This is a genomic window from Pedobacter jeongneungensis, from assembly GCF_000633455.1.
Taxonomy (GTDB): Bacteria; Bacteroidota; Bacteroidia; order Sphingobacteriales; family Sphingobacteriaceae; genus Pedobacter; species Pedobacter jeongneungensis_A.
Genome location: NZ_AYMG01000013.1, coordinates 337834 through 358800, shown reverse-complemented (window position 1 = coordinate 358800; position 20967 = coordinate 337834). Strand labels below are relative to the sequence as shown.

Sequence of the window (20967 nt, the reverse complement as noted above, 5' to 3'; positions counted from 1 at the left end):
TAGGAGTTTGGGGCCGATTAGCTGAATTAAAAAATAGAGCGCCTAGCACAGTTAACAGATTTAGACAATTAACCAACTACCGAACTAATAATCTATCTAATGCTAAACTATCGCCATTAAAAGCATTAAAGTCTACCACATGCCCAATTCCATTAATTTTGGCTTTATCAGAGTGTTGCCAAAATTTCCAGCGGCTCTCGTCCAATCGTAACCTGGGCTGGTAATAATGGGCAATCCATAAGGGATAATCATCAAAAAAATCTACCAAATAATCTTCATAAAATTTAAGTCCGGTATAAATGATAGGCCTAACTTTAGTCTTCAGTTCTACATAATTAAGAAAATCAGACAGTTCGGCCCTCATTTTTAAAGGAGAAACACCGTCTAAAGATTCTATATCCACTACTGGCGGCAAATCGCCTTTTTCTACACTTACTACCTGAAGAAAAAATTTTGCTTGTGTTTTACCATCTTTTTTTGGTCTGAAAAAATGGTAAGCGCCGCAGATAATGCCCGATTTTGGTGCTTCGCGCCAATTGCGCTGAAAATATGGATCAACCAGTAATAAGCCTTCGGTAGCTTTGATAAAGGCAAAACTAATATTTACCTCATCTTCTTTCATTTCCTTTACCTTTTGCCAGTTTATTTTGCCCTGATAATAAGAAACATCAATTCCATGAACAGTATATTTTTTTGGGATTTTGATATTAAAACTCTCGTAAGTTCTATAATTAGGATCTTGCCCCCAATCTTTAACCCATCGCCAGGTAGCCACAAAACTTCTTAAAACGTAACCGTAATAAAATGGAGAGAGTAAAATCAATAATAAGCCTGCAATAAATAATTTGAGCTGAATTGATAGAACACTTTTCTTTTTTTTATTTGTTGCAGGTTTTCTAACTGCTGGCTTTTTTACGCCAGGTTTTCTGATAACTGGTGCTTTATTCGGGATTCTTTTCTCTGGCGGCATACTTATTCAGCAAAGTTGAGGAAAAAGTAGGGAAATAAAAATTGAGATTAAGAATAACATTAATCTTCCAGCTGGCACTTTCATAAATCCCTTGCCCAACTTATTAAACGTAAAAGAATCCAACCACTAATAAACAATAAAGCCGGGTGTTTCCTTTAAAACATATCTGAATTTTAATTTTTTTGGATCTAATTTATCTGTTTTAATTCTTTCCAATATGTTTAGCGAACAATCATTAAAACCTAAAAAATTATCCTTGTACACTTTAATTTCAGTAGAAAGATAGAATTGCTCACCTTTTTCTATATCACTTTCAACAATCACTTCATCAAATTCCCAGTTAAATCCAATAGTATCATCAACAAGTTTTTGCCTTAAAGAGGTATTAAACTCCATTAAGTGCTTTATTAATTTGGGCTCAGTGCCACTCTTGTGCTGTGTACTTAATCCCACATTTATTTCTTCGGGTATAAAGATGGTATCTAAGGGTAGTTGACGTGCAAAATTAAGCATAATGGCAACTTGTGGTTCTTTTATAAGTGCCCTGTTCATGGTTTCACTTATAACAATGTCAATGTTTGAATTGTCAACCTGATAAACTGTTGCATCAGCAATTTCGCATTTCGACACAAAAGGATTTAAATCAAAAGCATCCAGCACTTCATGCAATAGATTGTAAGTTTGTTCATTAATTTCCAATAATGTAAACTGAACCTCTGCCGGACTAAAATGCATCATTACTGGTAAGGCCAGGGCAGCAAATGGTCCTGTACCAGCATACATTACCCGAACTGGTCCTGATTTTTGATTTAGCTTTTCTTTAATTGCCAAATATAAACTCCTTACAAAACGCTGGGTCCTTAAAACCTCTCTAACGCACTGTGCTGCCCAAAATGTACCAATAGCTTGTCCCATTTCGCTCTGAACATGTTTTCTATTCAATTCATCATCATTATTGATTTTTACGATTTTGGATAATAAGGCTACATAGTCAGTTATAGCAGGTGCAAGTTGATCGTGAAAATCTCCAGGTTTTAAAATTTCATCACTTATTCGGCGTAATTCTTCTCTCAGTTGCGTGGTTTCCATTTATAGGAGTTTTTGGATAGGTTAAAAATTATTAAAACTAAGGTATTGCACAAATCTGGGTATATCAGAAAGATTTGGCGTGGCAGCATGCGGAATAGATTGCAACCATAAAATCAGGTCGCCTCGTTCTCCAGCAATAGGAATGGCAAGGTTTTGCGCTTTCAATTCCTCAATTAATAGTTCGGGATTTTTATGTTGCAGTTCTGCCTCAATTTGATGATGATAGCCAGGAATCAGGCTAAATGGACCACGTTTTATGGGCACATCATTTAAATAGAGTAGTCCTTGTATATAATATTGCGGACCGATGTTAAAATCAATATCCCAATGAAGCGGACTTCCTTTAAAGGTAAAATTTCCATTTACAGGTGGATTAAAACTTACTTTTTCGCAGTTAGGCAATAATGCACCAGAACCATACAAACTTGCAAAAACAGATTTTACCTGCTCATCGTTCCTGATATCATCAAGCGCTTTGTGCTGATAAAGCTGGAGCATAAGCCCCTGCAATAATTGATGATCATTATACCATGTTTCTGGTTTCTCCATATCCACACCAAGTGTCTTGATTATCAGTTCAATTACAGCGTTACATCGTTCTGTATCAATTACATTGGCGATTTTTAAATATCCGTTTTTTTCCCAAAATTGATGTTGTGCTTCACTTAAAATACTGTCAAATGGCATATTTATAACATGCTCCGTACCCAGATACCATTGATTAAATTTTACAGTGGCTTGTTGATAAAAATCGGCACCTTTTAACTGGATAATCCAATTTTTAAAATGGTCATCATCCTGGCATTCACTATATAGAAAATTATAGGTTTCGAAAAGCCCGATCTGAAAAATGCTAAAAAAGACTTTCTCCTGATGTTGGTATTGTTCCTCTACATCCTTTTTGGGATATTTTATGTCATGATATTTCCTTACAATACCTAAAAATGAACAATCTGTAAGTTGTTGAGCGTTTGGGATGAGCATGATGTTAATTTATTAATAGCAATTCTAATAAAAATTAATTAAATCCATGATAAAAATTGCTAAGCTATTACCAAAAAAATTAAGGCGGATGCCTCTACATTACCTACTTTTGGTACGCTACGCCATTATCTATGATTACCGCAATTTACAATACATATAAAACCTCTTTTAGTGGATTAAGCAGGGAAACCTGGTTATTAAGTTTTGTAATACTCTTTAACAGGTTTGGAAGCATGTCGGTTCCGTTTATGGGCCTGTTTGTTACCCAAAGTTTACATAGACCGGTAACAGATGCAGGTTTAATCATCATTTTATTTGGTGTTGGTTCGGTGCTGGGCTCGGCAACAGGTGGTAAATTAACCGATATGATCGGTTTCCGACCTGTACAGGTTTTATCTTCCATCATAAGTGGCCTCCTGTTTATCTTGTTTTCTACCCTAACACACTTTTATAGTTTATGTATTTTGGCAGTTGTGATTAGTTTTTTCTCTGAGGCTTTCCGTCCTGCCAATTTCACAGCAGTTGCCCACTATGCCGCCGAAGGTACTTTAACCAGATCGTACTCCTTAAACAGGTTGGCCACAAACATGGGTTGGTCTATAGGTATTAGTTTTGCAGGTATAATTGCCTCTATCAATTATAGATTACTTTTTATTGTGGAGGGTGTTGTAAGCATAATTGTGGGTTTATTGATCCTCACATTTTTACCGCAGGTAAAAGGTTTCATCAAAAAAGCAAAGGAAACGGCCAATAGTATGATGATTATGAAGCCCTGGAAAGATGCTTTCTATGTAAAGTTTATCCTCCTTACAACCATATTTATTACCTGTGCCTTTTTAATGTTCAGGATTGTGCCGGTGTTTTTTAAACAGGAATGGCATATCGATGAATTTGCCATTGGCATTATCATAGGCATTAACGGGGCCGTAATTGCCCTGTTTGAGATGGTGATGATCAATAAGATTGAAGCAAAAAGATCACCTATGTTTTTCATTATTATAGGTGCTGTTCTATTTTCACTTTCTTATATCATACTAAGTGCTCCGGTAAGTTTTCATGTTATTATGGCCATATTAGCCATTGTTGTTTTTACTTGTGGCGAGATGCTTACCTTACCCTTTATCAATACCATTGTAATTAGCAGGAGTAACGAGCACAACAGGGGTTTATATGCTGCAGGTTACACTTTAAGTTGGTCTTTCGCACAACTTGCCGGTCCATATATTGGCTTTTTAGTAGCAGAAAACCTTGGTTATAACTGGCTTTGGTTAGGACTTGCCTGTATGCTACTATTATGCACTTTGGGATTTAACAGGCTGCATAAGACACACAGCCCCCAAACAAACTAAAAAACGGGGATTTTTATGCAATAAAACCTCATTTTGGGGATTAATTTCCACACATCCCCATCTTTATAAAAAAGGATAATACATCGACGTATTCATACAAATTTCTTTTGATGCTTTAACACACTAGTTTACAAGCACTTTTCTTCTTCTAACATTCACTTTTACCATTAAAGGTTTTACTGGCATGGTTTTTACAATTTATATTGCAGCAGAGCAGCTCAACTGGTTAGCGTAGTTCTTAAGCCAATATTTATTCCCTCATCCCACTATCATTGATTGTTTATGCACGCTTTTAGCAGAAAGTCATGCCACAACTAATGATAATCCAATCGCTCGGTTTACAGATAATTTTTTAAAAGAAATTAATAACTAAACATAAACCAACATTTCAAAATGAGGAAAAAAACAATTTATCTACTGGGTATTGTATTAACCATTATACTCGGCACCCTATTATACTGCCGTTTTTGTTGTAGCTGCGGAACAAAAACAACACAAGTTGCGGTTGCGCCCCCTACGCCAGCATTACCTGCAAATGGATTTAAACTTGAAACGAACGGCTATCGGTACTATGCTGAAGATAACTTTAACTTTATTAGCAATGGATTCAATACGCTGCTTCCCCTTAACGATTCTATTAATATTGGTTTAGAAAGCTTTAAGGCATTTTTATCTAAAAACCCAAACATCAAAGTATTAATAACCGGTTTTGCCAAAAATGATGAGAAGAACAACTCTGCTTTTACAAACTTAGGAGAAGCAAGAGCCATTAATGTGAAAAACTATATGGTGTCGAAAGGTTTTTCGTCGGATTTATTTGATACCAAAGGAGAAATTGTGGATTCATGGAAAAAACTTGGCGATACAGTTATAGGGCCTATTAATTTTAGCCTATCTGCCCTAAAGGCCGACAGCTTGCAAACAGACTGGGCCGCTTTAAAAGACACCATTAATGCTAAGCCATTGATTTTATATTTCCAAACAGGAGCAACTGCAATCAATTTATCGGTAAGTGAGCGGGAAAACATATCAGAAATCGTAAAATACCTTGATCATGTTCCAAATAGTGCCATCAACATCACCGGATATACAGATAATACAGGCTCGTTTAAAAACAACATTAAACTAGGTAAAGACAGGGCTGAATTTTTGAAAGCCTATTTTATCAAAAACGGTATCCCCCAAAACCGGATCAGCACTTCAAGCAAAGGTGCAAACGATCCTATTGCAGATAATAACAGTATTGAAGGCAGAGCAAAAAACAGAAGAACAGTTGTAACTATAAATTAAACAATAAATATGATGAATTTACCTTGTATCTTAATTCCTGCAATTGTAGGTATATTATGTGGAATTTTGGGCTATTTAATTGGAAAGATGGGTTCTAAGCCTGATTCCAACGCGCTATCAGTTAACATAGAGGCTGAATTAGAAAGCTATAAAGCTAAATTAAAAAACTGCCAGGCCGACTTAAAAGAACAGAATGGTTATTTTGCCGAGCTTTCAAAAGCTTACGAACTCAATTTAGCAACAAGTACATTTCCATTTAATGCCGATTTAGCAGCAAGTGTTTTTGGTAAGCCGGTAATACTGGATGATTTAAAAATTGTAGAGGGCATCGGACCAAAAATTGAAGAATTATTTAATGCAGCAGGTATAAAAACCTGGAAAGCGTTATCAACCAGCAGCGTTGATCAACTGCAACAAATTTTAGATGCGGGAGGAGATAGATTTGCTGTTCATGATCCGTCAACATGGGCTAAACAATCAGAACTCGCCTACCAGGGCAAATGGGAAGAATTAAAAAAATGGCAGGATGAACTTGATGGAGGTAAAGTAGAATAAAACAGATATCACGAAATTCTATATTATAAATGCCCCCAAAGATTTAAATTTGGGGGCATAATAAGGTTCAGTTTAAATAAACAAACTTATTTTACTTTCTGGGCTTTTACACCTTCGTTGGTAATTTTTATTGGAAGAATATTCCCATCTGCATCAAATTTCATTTCGTCGATACAGGTAACGCGGTGGTTTCCATCAGTTTCGGTTAATGGCCTGCGGTGGTAAACGATGTAATACTGACCTTTTTTCTCATTGATGATCACAGAATGATGTCCTGCGCCCGTTGCAATAGCAGGATCTTGTTTTAAGATTTTTCCTATTCTTTTAAACGGACCAAATGGTGAATCGCCCACAGCATAAGCTACAGAATAATCAGGACCTGTCCAGCCGCCCTCGCTCCACATGAAATAATATTTACCGTTCCTGATGAACATATATGGCCCTTCCACATAATTATCAGGTGTAATTTCTTTAAAGGTAGAGCCGTCTTCAAATGGTAAAAACCCACTAAAATCTTTATTTAATTTGGCAATATTGCAATGTTTCCAGCCTCCATAAATTAAATAGTACTGTCCATCTTTATCTTTAAACACAAACTGGTCAATAGGTTGCGCACCGTTATGAAATTTATCTACCAAAGGTTTGCCTAAATGATCTTTATAAGGTCCTTCTGGCTTATCAGCAACGGCTACGCCAATCCCGCCTACTTCGTTATCGCTCTGAATATCGTTGGCACCAAAAAACAGGTAATATTTTTTGTCTTTTTGAACAATTGCTGGTGCCCACATCGCTTTATTGGCCCATTTTACCGCTGCAGTATCTAAAATATGGGGATGTTTTTTCCATTTCACTAAATCATCAGATGAAAAGGCGTCCAAAAATACCTGTTCTTTATATTTAGCTGAATAAGTTGGATAAACCCAATATTTGTTGTTAAAAATAGCAGCATCGGGATCTGCATACCAACCCTGAAAAATCGGATTTCCAGATTGGTTAATCGTTTTAGTATCTTGAGCAAAAGAAGCAAGCCCAGATAAAAGTAAAAGAGATGAGATGAGGTGTTTCATGGTACCAATTTATAAAAAAATCTGTGGTTTAAAAATTAACAATATGGTTTTGTACTTATAAACGGTCTTATACTTCAATCAGATTGACAAATAAGTTTAAATTTATTTATCCTGTTTGGAAAGCAGTAACAGCGCTTTTCGATTTCAGCAGTCCCGCCCTTCGTTTAAAATCCTCGCCCTAGTACATCAGGCTGTGGGTTTTACACTACGGTCGGGTTTAGGTGGCGGGGCCTGTAATACTATTAATCCGCAAATTGCATATTCAGCGTAATGCCAGCCCCCGTTTGTAAATAAACCCGACAGAGCTGTTAGCCCACAGTGAAGTGCAACGAAACGAGGACTATAAGCGATGGCGGGACTACAATACCTATGAAAAACAGTCCGCACATTTTCAAAAAAGGAAACCAATAAAAAATCCCTGCTTATATAGATAGGCAGGGATTGGTCTTCGATTTCGCTCAGACTGACAAATAATGGTAATCTTATTTACTCAATTCTGCAAAATACTTATGGAACAAAGGCAAAGTTTCAATTCCTTTATAATAATTGTAAATATCATATTTCTCGTTTGGCGAGTGTAATGCATCACTATCTAAACCGAAACCAAAAAGTACGGATTTGATGCCCAATACATCTTCGAACAAAGCTACAATCGGGATACTGCCACCACCACGTGTTGGGATTGCTTTTTTACCGAAACTATCTTCAATTGCTTTTTCTGCCGCCTGGTATGCGATACTATCAGTTGGCGTTACCACCGGCTCGCCACCATGGTGAGGGGTAACTTTAACTTTTACATTTTTAGGCGCAATGCTTTCGAAATGTTTGGTAAAAATTTCTGCAATTTCTTCTGAGCTTTGGTTTGGCACCAGACGCATCGAAATTTTAGCATTAGCTTTACTTGGCAATACGGTTTTAGCACCTTCGCCAATGTAACCGCTCCAGATACCATTTACCTCTAAAGTTGGACGTGTACCGGTACGCTCTAAAGTAGAATAACCTTTTTCGCCCCAAACTTCTTCAATATCAAGGTCTTTTTTATACTCTTCTTCATTATAAGGAGCAGAATTTAATGCTTTTTTCTCCTCATCGGTTAATTCAAGCACTTTATCATAAAAAGCAGGAATAGTGATATGGTTATTTTCATCGTGCAATGAAGCAATCATTTTGCATAAAATAGTAGCCGGATTTGCCACTGCGCCACCATAAACACCAGAGTGTAAATCGCGGTTTGGACCAACCACTTCTACTTCCATATAGGCTAAACCCCGTAAACCGGTTTCAATTGACGGGTGATCCATACTGATCATCGAAGTATCAGAAATCAATACTACATCTGCTTTTAAACGCTCAGCGTTATCTTTTACAAAAATACCAAGATTTGCAGAACCTACCTCCTCTTCGCCTTCGATCATAAATTTAACATTGCAGGCCAAAGTATTGGTTTCCATCATTAATTCGAAAGCTTTAACGTGCATGTAAAACTGACCTTTATCATCGCAGGCGCCACGGGCATAAATTTTACCATCACGTACTGTAGGTTCGAAAGGTGGGGTATGCCAAAGTTCTAACGGATCAGCAGGCTGAACATCGTAGTGGCCATATATTAAAACGGTTGGTAAAGAAGCATCTATAATTTTTTCGCCGTAAACAATCGGATAACCGGCCGTAGGGCAAATTTCAACTTGATCAGCACCTGCATCCTTTAATTTCTGCGCAACATAGTCGGCAGTTTTTAAAACATCGCCTTTGTATTTCGGATCAGCACTAACCGATGGAAAACGCAATAACTCAAACAGCTCATCTAAAAAACGTTGTTTGTGCGTTTCTACATAATTTTTAATCTCTTGCATAACAAAATGAATTTGGACAAATATAGGCTTTACCAGATAAATGGCCTACTAAGTAACTACAATTTATAACTTTCTATAATTAACGTTCTGCCCCTCTTAGCAGAACATTTATTTTTAAATTTATGCCCGTCTGTTAATGAATACAAAAAAATAGTTTATTGTTTGTAAAAAAGAAAAGTACACTATCATTTATATTTACTTTTTTGTAAATTGCGCCTTTAACAGATATCCTTAAAACCTGTAAGAAAGAATTTTAACAATGAAGTTTAGCGCAAAAGTATTTTTATCTCTGCTGCTGCTTTTGTTTGTCTGCATTAATTCTTTCGCACAAGCTCAAAACCCTACGCGTGTAAGTTGCCCTGAAGCAGCCCAATATTACTCTAAAGACAGTATAAACATTGTGACTTTTGGAGCCAGTACGGTAGAAGGTGTAAATGGTGTTGGCTTCCAAACCATGCTTCAGAATAATTTTTTAAACTGTTATACCAATAAAATAGTCGATATTACGAATCACGGTATAGGTGGACAGACTACTTTTCAAGGTTTGCTGAGGATTGATAATGCAATAGCCAATAGAACAGGTTTTATTGTGATTGATATGGGTATTAACGACGCTGTTGCTATTGCCGCTGGCAAAGGAAGCGTTGCAGAAACCGTGGCCAACATGCGGGTATTTATTACTTCGAGCTTGAAACAAAAATTAGTGCCCATTTTATGCACTCTTCAGTTTGTTGATGACAGGACTAATAAAGGTTATGTTGCCGTAAATACCAATATCAGGAACATCAATGCGGCTTATAGAAAATTGGCCACTGAATATAAGATTTACCTTGCAGATGTAAATGCGGCCATGAGGCGCGATTTTACCTTGTATCAAGATGCTTTTCACCCAAATGCACGTGGTTACAGATTAGTAAGTTATGTAATTTTTGATGCCATTAACAAAGCTATTTTTGATAAATTCCTAAAGTTTACAGTTTCTCAGAACTACCCAAACCCTGCTGCAATGCAAACCTTTATTGATGTAGTATTACCAGAATCTGATAAACTTAACATTCAGATATACGATTTGATGGGGCGTTTGATTAAAACAGTGGTAAACGAATATTTGAATACAGGTAAACATACTTTAGAAATTAATACCTCTACCTTTGTACCGGGTATTTACTTTTTTAAGATCTCTTCCGATTCCGGCCAGTATAATACTGCAAAAAAGTTTATTGTAGCGAGGTAACAAAAGCATTAAATATTAGTCAGATATTTGATTAATACGTTTTATAACTTTAATTATGTCCTCCAATACATCCTTCACCAACGAAACAGTTGATCTTGATCATCTTCCGAAGTACGAAGAAATTTTGTTAAAGCAGCCACATCCCCATTACTGGAAAATAATCTGTATTAACCTGGTAATCTTTTTTGTGCTGTTAGGAATTGGTGTTGGTTCGCTTTTATTATTTGTTGATGAACTAAGACCAAATGCAGTTTGGATTGTCCCTCTTTATTTCATCCTGGGTGTTATCTTCTTTCTGCTTTTCCGATTAAGCTTTAAAAAACGTGGTTATGCTGTACGTACACACGATGTAATCTATAAAAGTGGGATTATAGCCGAATCAACTACAATTGTTCCTTTAAACAGGATCCAACATATCGAATTGAACGAAGGTATTTTTTCGAGAATATACAAATTAGGATCACTACAGCTATTTACCGCTGGGGGCCAAACCGGGCATATCCACATATCAGGTATTGCAATTGAGGAAGCAAAAAGCATCAGGGATTTGCTTTTGAAGAAACTAGATCTGCTCGAAAATACAGCAACTGAAACCGAAGCATAATGGACAACGATTTTAGTAAACCACAACGCGAATCGGCCTTTGGCATTATTATAATGGGTGCACATACCCTGGTTAAAATTGTAAAGGCAAGTTTTTTCTTATTTATTATAGCATTTGTAAAAATGTCGGGTACCTCATTTATCTACCTGATAATGGGCATCCTGGCAATCATTTTAATTAGCTTCGTATTTGCCTATTTATGGTATTTAAAATTCACCTTCTTCCTGGATAAAGAAAAGCAGGAATTTGTGGTAAACAAAGGCATATTCAATCGCGACCAGGTCATTATTCAACTCGATAAAATCCAGCAGGTTAACATTAACCAGAATATTCTGCAGAAAATTATCGGTGTTTACGGCTTAAAGATCGATACTGCTGGTGCACATGGAGAGGAAGTAAGCATAAAAGCTATTGATGAAACCGCTGCCTACAACCTTAAAGCGCATCTGCTAAACCGAAATACTACAATTGATGTGCAATCAGAAATGGTACATGAAAACCATATGACTGAAGAAGCACCTTTTTTAAGGATAAGTGGCTGGACCTTATTTAAGGTTGGCTTAACCTCTAATTATGGGCAAAGTTTAGCTTTACTTGCTGCTTTTTTTTATACGGTTATTTATGAAGGCAGACAATTGCTCGATGCTTTTAAAATCAACAGAGATGAAATTCAGAGTACAGTAACAGGAATGCTAACCATAGTTACCGTTTTCATTTTAATTGCATGCCTTTTAATTGTATTACTGATTATCAACCTTATAAGAACGTTCTATAAATACTTTGAGCTCGAAATCAGCCAGCATCAGGACGCGCTACTGCTCTCTTCCGGATTAATTGCAAAGAAAAATACCCTGATTAGTCCAAATAAAGTGCAGATTACCAAATACAGCCAGAATTATTTTCAGAAGAAGATGAATATGCTGAACATGAGCTTACGGCAGGCACATTTTGGCCAAAGTAAAAAAGGCCATGAAATGCAGGGAAATACTTTAGAAATTCCAGGTTGTAACCCTACTGAGCGTGATGAATTATTAAAAATGATATTGGGTGAGGCACCCTTAAAGGGAAAAACCTTTATTCCCGACTGGCGTTTTTTAAACCTGCCGATTTTCTTTAAACTGATTTTACCCGTTTCGATCTTTTTGATATTGGCTTTTAATATCCCTGAGGTGAAACCTTTTATCGGTATCGCAATTGCATACTTCGTTATTGGTGTACTGATGATTTACATTAGTTACAAAAGGCACCGCATTTCGGTAAATCAGGATTTCATTATTAAAACAAGTGGGATATGGGATATTTCGAATGAAATTGTACAACCGAATAAAATCCAGGCAATTACCACTTTTCAGTATCCATGGCACAAAGGTGTTGATGTAGGCCATCTTTCTTTACATACCGCTGCAGGCCAGATCCATTTTAAATATGGGAATTATACAGAAATTAAAAAGCTGGTAAATTATTGGTTATACCAGGTAGAGAGTGGAAATGAAGATTGGATGTAGGTAAGGTGGAGGGTTTCGAGGTGGAAGGTAGAAGATAAAATTATTCATATTACGTGGCTCGTGCCCTCCATCTGCTGTGGTTCGTGTCTCCAAGACCCAATATTTACCTTATAAGTTCATATAAACCTACAGTATTTTTTTAGCATTAGTATCCAACCTTTTATTTTGAGGATATTGATTTTTAAACCCCTTATAGTAGCATAAAACTTAGCTCAACCTTAGCGAAGCGATACCTGCTTCTAATGTAAGGCCTGCAAGCCAATCCAGCAGACCATACAAATTAATTTTGCAAAAATTGTTTTACACGAGGTATAACCTAGAGTGTCATAATTCCTTTAATGTTTCCTACTTGCTTATAAACAGCAATCACCTCATCAGCATTTTGCATTGTTTTTTTTACTGTAATCGAAACATATTTCCCCGTTTTTGAAGCTTGCTCAATAAATTCATCATCAGGTAAAATGGCACGTAAGTCTTGTATTTTATCCAGTCCGCCGGTGATAATAAATTTAAAGTTGTAAACACCTGGAAACTGCTCAACACTTTCTAGTTTCTCTTTTAAATTGGCATAAATATCTGTATTTGCCCCATCCGGGATATCAGAAAACTCAATATCTTTATTTATATTTTTCTCTTCCATAACCAAAGCATATCAAATTCTATACCCAAATCATTAGGGTGTAATTCTGACAGCGTACTACATTATTTAATTAAAAAACCTGCCAATCTGAGCGATAGAATAAAGCTATGGGTTTTAAACCCTAAATAGTAGCACAAACCCATTTAAAATAAACCATGGCGAAGCGGATACCGGCCTGGTGGGCAAAGCCTGCAGGCGTATGAGCAAAGCAAAGGACTAACGAATCTAATGAAATACTGCTGTGGCTTTTCTCAAAATCACTTAAAATAAAATTCAATTCACAACACCTAACTAATTACTAACAACTTTGGCAAAAAGCCCCAATAATTGTTATTTTTGAACCTCAAAAAAACAGGAGCCGATTTGAATTATTTAGAAGGATTAAACCCACAACAAAGATCAGCAGTAGAGAACACAAAAGGACCGGTAATGATTGTTGCGGGTGCAGGTTCGGGCAAAACCAGGGTAATTACATTTCGTGTAGCCCACCTGATTCAAACCGGTACCGATCCGTTTAACATTCTGGTTTTAACCTTTACCAACAAAGCGAGTAAGGATATGCGCGAGCGTATTAGTAAAGTGGTTGGCGCAGAGGCAAAAAACATCTGGATGGGTACTTTCCACTCCGTTTTTGCGAAAATTTTGCGTGTTGAGGCCGAAAAAATCGGTTATCCGAACAATTTTACCATTTACGATACCGACGATAGCAAAAGTGTACTGCGTGCCATTTTAAAAGAAATGCAGCTAGATGATAAACTTTATGCAGTAAATTTCGTTTTTGGTAGAATTTCATCTGCAAAAAACAATTTGATCTCCTGGGGTGAATATCAATCCAATGACCAGATCCAGGCAGAAGACATCCAAAATAAACGACCACTTATTGGGCAAATTTATGAACAATATGCCAAACGTTGTTTCAGGGCTGGCGCAATGGATTTTGACGATTTGTTGTTTAAAACCAATATCCTGTTAAAAGAACATCCGGAAGTTTTAAATAAATATCAGCAGAAATTTAGATACCTGATGGTAGATGAGTACCAGGATACCAACTTTTCACAATATACCATTGTAAAAAAACTGGCAGCTGCTTATCAAAACATCTGTGTAGTGGGTGACGATGCACAAAGTATTTATGCTTTCCGTGGAGCAAATATCCAGAACATTTTAAATTTCGAACGCGATTATCCTGATTTAAAGGTTTATAAATTAGAACAGAATTATCGTTCTACCCAAAATATTGTTGATGCTGCAAGCAGTATTATTGCCAACAACAAAAACCAATTGGAAAAAAATGTATTTTCTGAAAATGTTGAGGGTGACAGGATTAAGGTTGCGCGTGCTTTTACCGACAACGAAGAAGGTAAACTGGTTGCCGAATCGATTATCCAGGAACGCAGTTTAAAAGGATATACTTACCACGATTTTGCCATTCTTTACCGTACCAATGCACAAAGCAGGGCGATGGAGGAAGGTTTGCGCAAACTGAATATCCCTTACAAAATTTATGGCGGCACCTCTTTTTACCAACGCAAGGAGATTAAAGATTTAATTGCTTATTTCCGTTTAACCTTTAACCCGAAAGATGAAGAAGCCATTAAACGGGTTATTAATTACCCTAAGCGTGGCATTGGCGATACTTCTATTGATAAAATAATTGTTGCGGCAGACCAGAATGGAAAAACCATGTGGGATGTAATTTCGAACGCACACGAATATGTGGATGGACGTTTGGCCAATCAGCTAAACGATTTTTCAATGATGGTGCAGAGTTTTCAGGCTGAAGCTAAAAAACTTGATGCTTACGATTCTGCCTTATTCATTGCACAGCATACAGGTATTTTAAAAGAGCTTTATACGGATGACAGCGTTGAAGGACGTGCGCGTTACGAGAATATCCAGGAGTTATTAAATGGTATAAAAGAATTTGCCGAACGCGAAGATATAGAAGAAAAAGGGCTTGATATTTTTATGCAGGATGTTGCCCTGTTAACCAATGACGATAAGGATGGCGATAAAAACAAGGATACCGTTTCGTTAATGACGATCCACTCTGCCAAAGGTTTGGAGTTTAAAAACGTGTTTATTGTAGGTTTGGAAGAGAACCTTTTCCCTTCTCAAATGTCGGTTAACTCCCGCTCTGACCTGGAAGAGGAACGTCGATTATTTTATGTGGCCATTACGCGTGCAGAAATAAAATTAACCATTACTTATGCAACCTCTCGTTACCGCTGGGGAACGCTAACCAATTGCGAACCAAGCCGTTTCATTAATGAAATTAACCCTAAGTTTTTAGAGCTGGATGTAAAACCTGCTAAATCGAATTCTTTTGATGGTAATTTTGATGATGAGCGCAAAACATGGACTTCGCAGCCACGCGATTTCTTCAGCAAACCAAAACCAGCGGCTGGCGCAACTGCCTCTGCCCCACCAGCGCGACCAAAAACCACTACGTTATTAGCTAAAGCACACATCCCGACACCAGGCTTCACTCCATCGCAGCCCCATGAATTTCAAGGCGGTATGGAAGTAGAACACGAAAAATTCGGTTTCGGAAAAATCATCAGCTTAGAAGGAACATTACCAGATGTTAAGGCAACTGTATTCTTCCAGGGCTTAGGCAACAAACAGTTACTGCTTAAGTTTGCGAAACTGATGATTGTTAAATAAGTTTTTTACCACAAAGGCACCAAGTCACGAAGAAATGTAATATACTTTGTGTTTTTGTGCCTTCGTGGTTAATTATCGAAAATGTTATATGGATGTTGAAAGGATCTATCCTTTCAACTTTGCGTCCTTTGCTCTTTCTCTCTGCAACCTTTGCGGTTAAAACCACTTGAAAAAACACAAAATTATACTTAATATTGAGGTCGGTTCTTCCGAAAACAAACCATGCAACTTACCAGGTTAGAAATTAAAGGTTTTAAGAGCTTTGGCGATAAAGTGACCATCAATTTTAATGAGGGTGTTACGGCTATTGTTGGACCTAATGGTTGCGGAAAATCTAATGTAATTGATGCCATGCGCTGGGTTTTGGGTGAGCAGAGCACCAAAGCCTTACGTTCTGAAAAGATGGAAAACATCATTTTCAATGGGACAAAAAACCGTAAACAGGCACAGCTTGCCGAGGTTTCATTAAGCTTTGATAATACCAAAAACATTCTTCCTACCGCATACTCGCAGGTTACCGTAACCCGTAAACTTTATAGAAACGGTGATAGTGAATATCGTTTAAATGATGTTCAGTGCAGGTTAAAAGACATTACCGACCTGTTTTTGGATACTGGAATCGGCTCAGATAGTTATTCGATCATCGAGCTGAAAATGGTTGATGAGATCATTACCAATAAAGAACATAGCCGCCGTTCCTTATTTGAGGAAGCCTCTGGAATTTCGAAATACAAATTACGTAAAAAACAGACTTTCAACAAGTTAAAAGATACAGAAACCGATTTAGAACGGGTTGAAGATTTACTTTTTGAAATCGAAAAAAACCTTAAAACTTTAGAAAATCAGGCCCGTAAGGCCGAACGTTATTACAAATTAAAAGAGCAGTACCGCGAATTGAGCGTTCAATTAGCTACTCACCGTATTGCTTTCTTTCGTACCGACTTAAATGCTTTAGAAATCCTGGAGCAAAACCAGCAGGTAAACCGGACGGAACTAAATACTAAAATAGATACTGGCGAAGCCGAACTGCAAAAGCTAAAACTGGGCAGCATCAGTCAGGAGAAAAATCTTTCGATACAACAAAAGGCTACGAACGAGTTTGTTTCTAAAATTCGGGCTTACGAAAGCGAGAAAAAAGTAAAAAACGAACAGATGCGTTTTTTACAGGAAAAAGAAACACGTTTATCTGGCGAACTTGAAAAAGATAAAAATCAGGTTAACCACATTAAATATAACATTAAACGTTTAAATGAGGAAGTGGTAACAGAAACAGAGGTTTTTAACCGCCTGGAATCTGATTTAAAGAGCTTAAAATCTACACTCGATACCCTTCGTGAACAACAGCAAACCGAAAAAAACAGAATTGATAACCTGATCAAATCGGTTAATGAGCTGCAGAACACCGTATATCAATCGCAAAAGGAAATCGATATCCTAAATATCCAGAAAGATGCGCTGGTACAGGAAAGTAATAGAAATGTTGATGATACCGAAACCAAAACCTTAGAATTAAAAGCATTTGACCATGCTTTGGCCGAGTTGGATATACAGGTAAGGGAAAAACAGGCCAATATTAAAAACCTGACGGAAGCTGAAGAGGTTTTAAAGGAAAAATTAGCGGCTTCAGAAAGCAACTTAAGTTCGAACAAGGAAAAATTAACGGCCGAAAACCGTAAAAAAGATGCCAAACAGAACGAGTATAACCTGACTAAATCGCTTGTTGATAGCCTAGAAGGTTTTCCGGAATCAATCCGTTTTTTAAAGAAAAACAATGCCTTTGCCAAAAGCGCTTTACTCCTTTCTGATATTTTATTCTGTAATGAGGATTACCGTATTGCCATAGAAAATTACCTTGAACCGGTAATGAACCATTACGTAGTAGAGAAATATGCCGATGCCGTTCAGGCCATTAATCTTTTAACAGACGCGAGCCGTGGAAGGGCGAATTTCTTTATTTTAGAGAATGTTCCCGATAAAAACCCTGTTATTGGCACACATGAAGGCCTCATTTCCGCATTATCGGTTATTGAAGTCGACAAAAAATACCAGCACCTCTGCAACCTGCTTTTACAAAATGTGTATATCGCTATAGCCGAGCAGGAAAATCTTTTTAAAGAAACACCAACAGATAGTTTAACCATTTTGGCCAAAAATGGAAAATATGCCCAAACCAAATTTACCCTGGCAGGCGGTTCTGTAGGATTGTTTGAAGGTAAAAGGATTGGTCGTGCCAAGAATTTAGAAAATCTGGCCAAAGAAATTAAAGCTTCAGAATCACTGATCAATCAGTATAATGCAGCCATAAAAGCAGAAACAGATAATATATTTAACTTAAAAGAGGCTTCAAAACTTAATCAGATTAACGCTTTACAACAGGAAATGAACCGTTTAAACAACGAACACATTTCTGTACAGACCCGCCGCGATCAATACCAGGAGTTTATTACCACCAGCGAAAACCGCAAAACCGATATCGCCCAAAAGATCGTATCGATTGAAAAGGCTTTATCGGAAAAATTACCTGCTTTGGTTCAATTGCAAAAAAACCAGCAGGAAGCACACGTTAATTTACAAGAGCAACAGCTTAACTATCAGGAAATTGCCGACCAGGTAAATGAAAGCGCGGGTAAATATAATCAGGACAATATCCGTTTCCACCAGCAACAGAATAAATTATCGGGCTTAGAAAAAGATTTAGATTACCGTTTCGTACAGGAAGAAGCGCTGAACAAACGCATTGCCCAAAACGATAAGGAATTACAAGAGGCATTAACTCAAATTACCGCAACCTTACAACATACTGATCTTAACGATGATACCCTTTTAGAGATGTATCAACAACGTGAAGAAATGGAAAAAGGCCTTGCGGAAGCCGAACAAGCTTATTTTACGAGTAAAGGAAGTATCACCGAAGTGGAGAACGACCTGACCAATATCCGTAAAAATCGCGAAGAAACAGATTTTCTGTTAACCGAAATCAAGGATAAAAAGAATGCTTTAAAAATCGATTTAAATGCCTTAAAAGAGCGTTTAGCTGTCGAATTTAATATTGATATTAATGATCTCTTAGAAACTGAGACTGAAATTGAAGCGCTGGAAAGCGAATTCGAACTGCGTCAGAAAGTAGAAAAAATGAAGCGTCAGTTGGATGAATTCGGGGCCATCAACTCTATGGCTATGGAGGCTTTTAAAGAAATGGAAGAGCGTTATACTTTTATTCAAAACCAGAAAAAAGACCTTAATGCTGCCAAAACTGATCTTTTACAAACCATTAAAGAAATAGACGATACCGCAAAAGATAAATTTATGCAGGCCTTTACACAGGCGCGGGAACATTTTATCGTGGTTTTCCGCTCTTTATTTAACGAAGAAGATAGCTGTGACCTTATTTTATCAGATATCAATAATCCTTTAGAAGCTGATATCGACATTGTGGCCCGTCCGAAAGGTAAAAGACCTTTATCCATCAATCAATTATCTGGTGGAGAAAAAACGTTAACAGCTACAGCCCTATTATTTTCACTTTACCTGCTAAAACCTGCACCTTTCTGTATTTTCGACGAGGTTGATGCCCCATTGGATGATACCAACATCGATAAATTCAATAATATTATCCGCAAATTCTCCGATCAATCACAGTTTATCATTGTATCGCATAATAAACGTACCATTGCCAGTACCGATATTATTTATGGTGTAACTATGGTAGAACAAGGCGTTTCGAGGGTGGTAGCAGTCGATTTAAGGGAAGTAGCAGCGTAAGTACTTACAGACCTATAAGGTTTTTGATACCTTATAGGTCTAAAGCAAACAAATCTATCGTTTAAGTCAATCGATAATTTTTATATTTTTTGTCATGCTGAGGTACGAAGCACCTACAACCTATGAAACAGATGCTTCGTGCCTCAGCATGAAAGTATATTCAGGGTTGCTGCAAATAAAAAAAAATTCCATTTCCATAAGATTTAGAAACGCAATACAGTAAACTAAACGGCGTTTTCATTTCTATATCCCAATAATTAATATCTTTAGGAAAATTTAAACAATACGTCATTGCGAGGCATGACGATCATCAAATAAAATCATGAAAATTCTATATATCCTACCCTTGGCCATGATGCTAAGCTGCTGTTCATCAGTAAAAAATCAAACTGGCGCTACCGATTCCGGCAAATTAGATACCCAATTATTAAAAGATGTAGAAGTACTATCATCAGACGCTTATCAGGGCCGGAAAACAGGCACAAAAGGAGCAGAAATGGCCAGGGCTTATATTATTGAACGTTTTCAAAAACTAGGCTTGAAATCTTACCCACAACATGTAAACTATGCACAGGAATTCACTTTTAATGGTAGAAATGGTGCAAAAGTTAACGGAACCAACATTATTGGATACATTCCAGGTAAAAGCACCAATGTTATTGTGGTATCAGCGCATTACGACCATTTAGGCGTGGTAAAAGATGAAGTTTTTAATGGTGCCGACGATAATGCATCAGGAACGGCAGGTTTGTTGAAAATTGCGGCATACTTTGCGAAGAACAAGCCAAATAACACCATTATTTTCGCCTCTTTTGATGCAGAGGAAATGGGTTTACAAGGTGCAAAAGCATTTGTGGGCAATCCACCTGTGAACATCAATACCATTGCAATCGACCTCAATATGGATATGATCAGCCACAGTGATAAAGGTGAGTTATATGTATGCGGAACATTCAAATATCCTGATTTAAAAAAATACGTAGATACTACAAAAACCAATATCAAAGTACTTTTCGGTCATGACGACCCAAAGCAAGGCCATGACGATTGGACCAACCAAAGCGATCAGGGTGCATTTAATGCTAAAAATATCCCCTTTTTATACTTTGGTGTTGAAGACCACAAAGATTATCACAAAGCCACCGACGAATATTCGACCATTACCAAACCATTTTTCAGTAACGCCGCAAGTGCCGTATTAGATGTGGTTAAAAACATCGATAAACAAACAGGCTTACAGCTGTTATTAAAAGATAAAATGAGGATGATGGACAATCCAAGAAAATCAGAAAGATTCTAAAAAATTATAAAATAAATAGAAACCTGCTCTATCTGGCAGGTTTTTTTATGCATTCTATTTTTAAAAACAAAAATTATAATACTGATTATCAGTTAATT

15 protein-coding genes are annotated in these 20967 nt (G+C 37.0%); 9 read left to right on the top strand and 6 right to left on the bottom strand.

What is annotated here, in order from left to right:
- Positions 1–76 precede the first annotated feature (76 nt).
- From U859_RS0113615 to U859_RS0113605, 3 genes are all read right to left on the bottom strand, one after another.
- Positions 77–970, bottom strand: a complete 894-nt coding sequence (locus tag U859_RS0113615; protein WP_025143912.1) for a glycoside hydrolase family 25 protein — start codon at positions 968–970, stop codon at positions 77–79.
- A 126-nt stretch (positions 971–1096) separates the two neighbouring features.
- Positions 1097–2059 (bottom strand): hypothetical protein, encoded by a 963-nt coding sequence (locus tag U859_RS0113610; protein ID WP_025143911.1) that lies wholly within the window; start codon positions 2057–2059, stop codon positions 1097–1099.
- A gap of 21 nt (positions 2060–2080) precedes the next feature.
- Positions 2081–3043, bottom strand: a complete 963-nt coding sequence (locus U859_RS0113605) for a phytanoyl-CoA dioxygenase family protein (protein ID WP_025143910.1) — start codon at positions 3041–3043, stop codon at positions 2081–2083.
- Between the two features lie 131 nt (positions 3044–3174).
- On the opposite strand from U859_RS0113605, the gene U859_RS0113600 reads away from it, so the two are divergent.
- The 3 genes from U859_RS0113600 (at position 3175) to U859_RS0113590 (ending at position 6237) form a co-directional block, all read left to right on the top strand.
- Positions 3175–4392, top strand: coding sequence for an MFS transporter (locus tag U859_RS0113600; RefSeq protein ID WP_025143909.1), 1218 nt, complete (start codon positions 3175–3177; stop codon positions 4390–4392).
- A 393-nt stretch (positions 4393–4785) separates the two neighbouring features.
- On the top strand, positions 4786–5682 hold the full coding sequence (locus tag U859_RS0113595) for an OmpA family protein (RefSeq protein ID WP_025143908.1): 897 nt from the start codon (positions 4786–4788) through the stop codon (positions 5680–5682).
- 9 nt (positions 5683–5691) lie between these two features.
- The gene (locus U859_RS0113590; protein ID WP_205314396.1) at positions 5692–6237 is read left to right on the top strand and encodes a hypothetical protein; all 546 of its coding nucleotides are present in this window, start codon (positions 5692–5694) and stop codon (positions 6235–6237) included.
- Between the two features lie 86 nt (positions 6238–6323).
- On the opposite strand, the gene U859_RS0113585 is transcribed toward U859_RS0113590, so the two are convergent.
- Together U859_RS0113585 and U859_RS0113580 are read right to left on the bottom strand one after the other, a co-directional pair.
- Positions 6324–7304: a glycoside hydrolase family 43 protein gene (locus U859_RS0113585; RefSeq protein ID WP_025143906.1), complete on the bottom strand. Its 981-nt coding sequence runs from the start codon at positions 7302–7304 to the stop codon at positions 6324–6326.
- A gap of 482 nt (positions 7305–7786) precedes the next feature.
- Positions 7787–9157, bottom strand: a complete 1371-nt coding sequence (locus tag U859_RS0113580) for a dipeptidase (protein WP_025143905.1) — start codon at positions 9155–9157, stop codon at positions 7787–7789.
- A gap of 259 nt (positions 9158–9416) precedes the next feature.
- Here U859_RS0113580 and U859_RS0113575 point away from each other — a divergent pair, with 259 nt between their 5' ends.
- Genes U859_RS0113575 through U859_RS0113565 form a run of 3 tightly spaced genes read left to right on the top strand, consistent with a single transcriptional unit; the run spans position 9417 to position 12500 of the window.
- A complete protein-coding gene (locus U859_RS0113575) occupies positions 9417–10391 on the top strand; it encodes a GDSL-type esterase/lipase family protein (protein ID WP_025143904.1) in 975 nt (324 codons plus the stop codon).
- A gap of 55 nt (positions 10392–10446) precedes the next feature.
- Complete coding sequence (locus tag U859_RS0113570) at positions 10447–10995, top strand: PH domain-containing protein (protein WP_025143903.1); 549 nt, start codon at positions 10447–10449, stop codon at positions 10993–10995.
- Positions 10995–12500 (top strand): PH domain-containing protein, encoded by a 1506-nt coding sequence (locus tag U859_RS0113565; protein WP_025143902.1) that lies wholly within the window; start codon positions 10995–10997, stop codon positions 12498–12500. The genes U859_RS0113570 and U859_RS0113565 overlap by 1 nt, the downstream gene beginning before the upstream one ends.
- Before the next feature lie 316 nt (positions 12501–12816).
- Here U859_RS0113565 and U859_RS0113560 read toward each other — a convergent pair whose 3' ends face one another.
- Positions 12817–13140, bottom strand: a complete 324-nt coding sequence (locus U859_RS0113560) for a DUF493 family protein (protein WP_025143901.1) — start codon at positions 13138–13140, stop codon at positions 12817–12819.
- A 363-nt stretch (positions 13141–13503) separates the two neighbouring features.
- Between U859_RS0113560 and U859_RS0113550 the strand changes: the two genes are divergently transcribed.
- The 3 genes from U859_RS0113550 to U859_RS0113540 all read left to right on the top strand — a co-directional run bounded on the left by U859_RS0113550 (position 13504) and on the right by U859_RS0113540 (position 20869).
- The gene (locus U859_RS0113550) at positions 13504–15807 is read left to right on the top strand and encodes an ATP-dependent helicase (protein ID WP_025143900.1); all 2304 of its coding nucleotides are present in this window, start codon (positions 13504–13506) and stop codon (positions 15805–15807) included.
- 222 nt (positions 15808–16029) lie between these two features.
- Entirely contained in the window at positions 16030–19569 is a 3540-nt protein-coding gene (gene smc, locus U859_RS0113545) for a chromosome segregation protein SMC (RefSeq protein WP_025143899.1), read from the top strand.
- Between the two features lie 322 nt (positions 19570–19891).
- Positions 19892–20869 carry a M28 family peptidase gene (locus tag U859_RS0113540; protein WP_029985753.1) on the top strand — a complete coding sequence of 326 codons (978 nt, stop codon included), beginning with the start codon at positions 19892–19894 and terminating at the stop codon, positions 20867–20869.
- Positions 20870–20967: the final 98 nt, after the last annotated feature.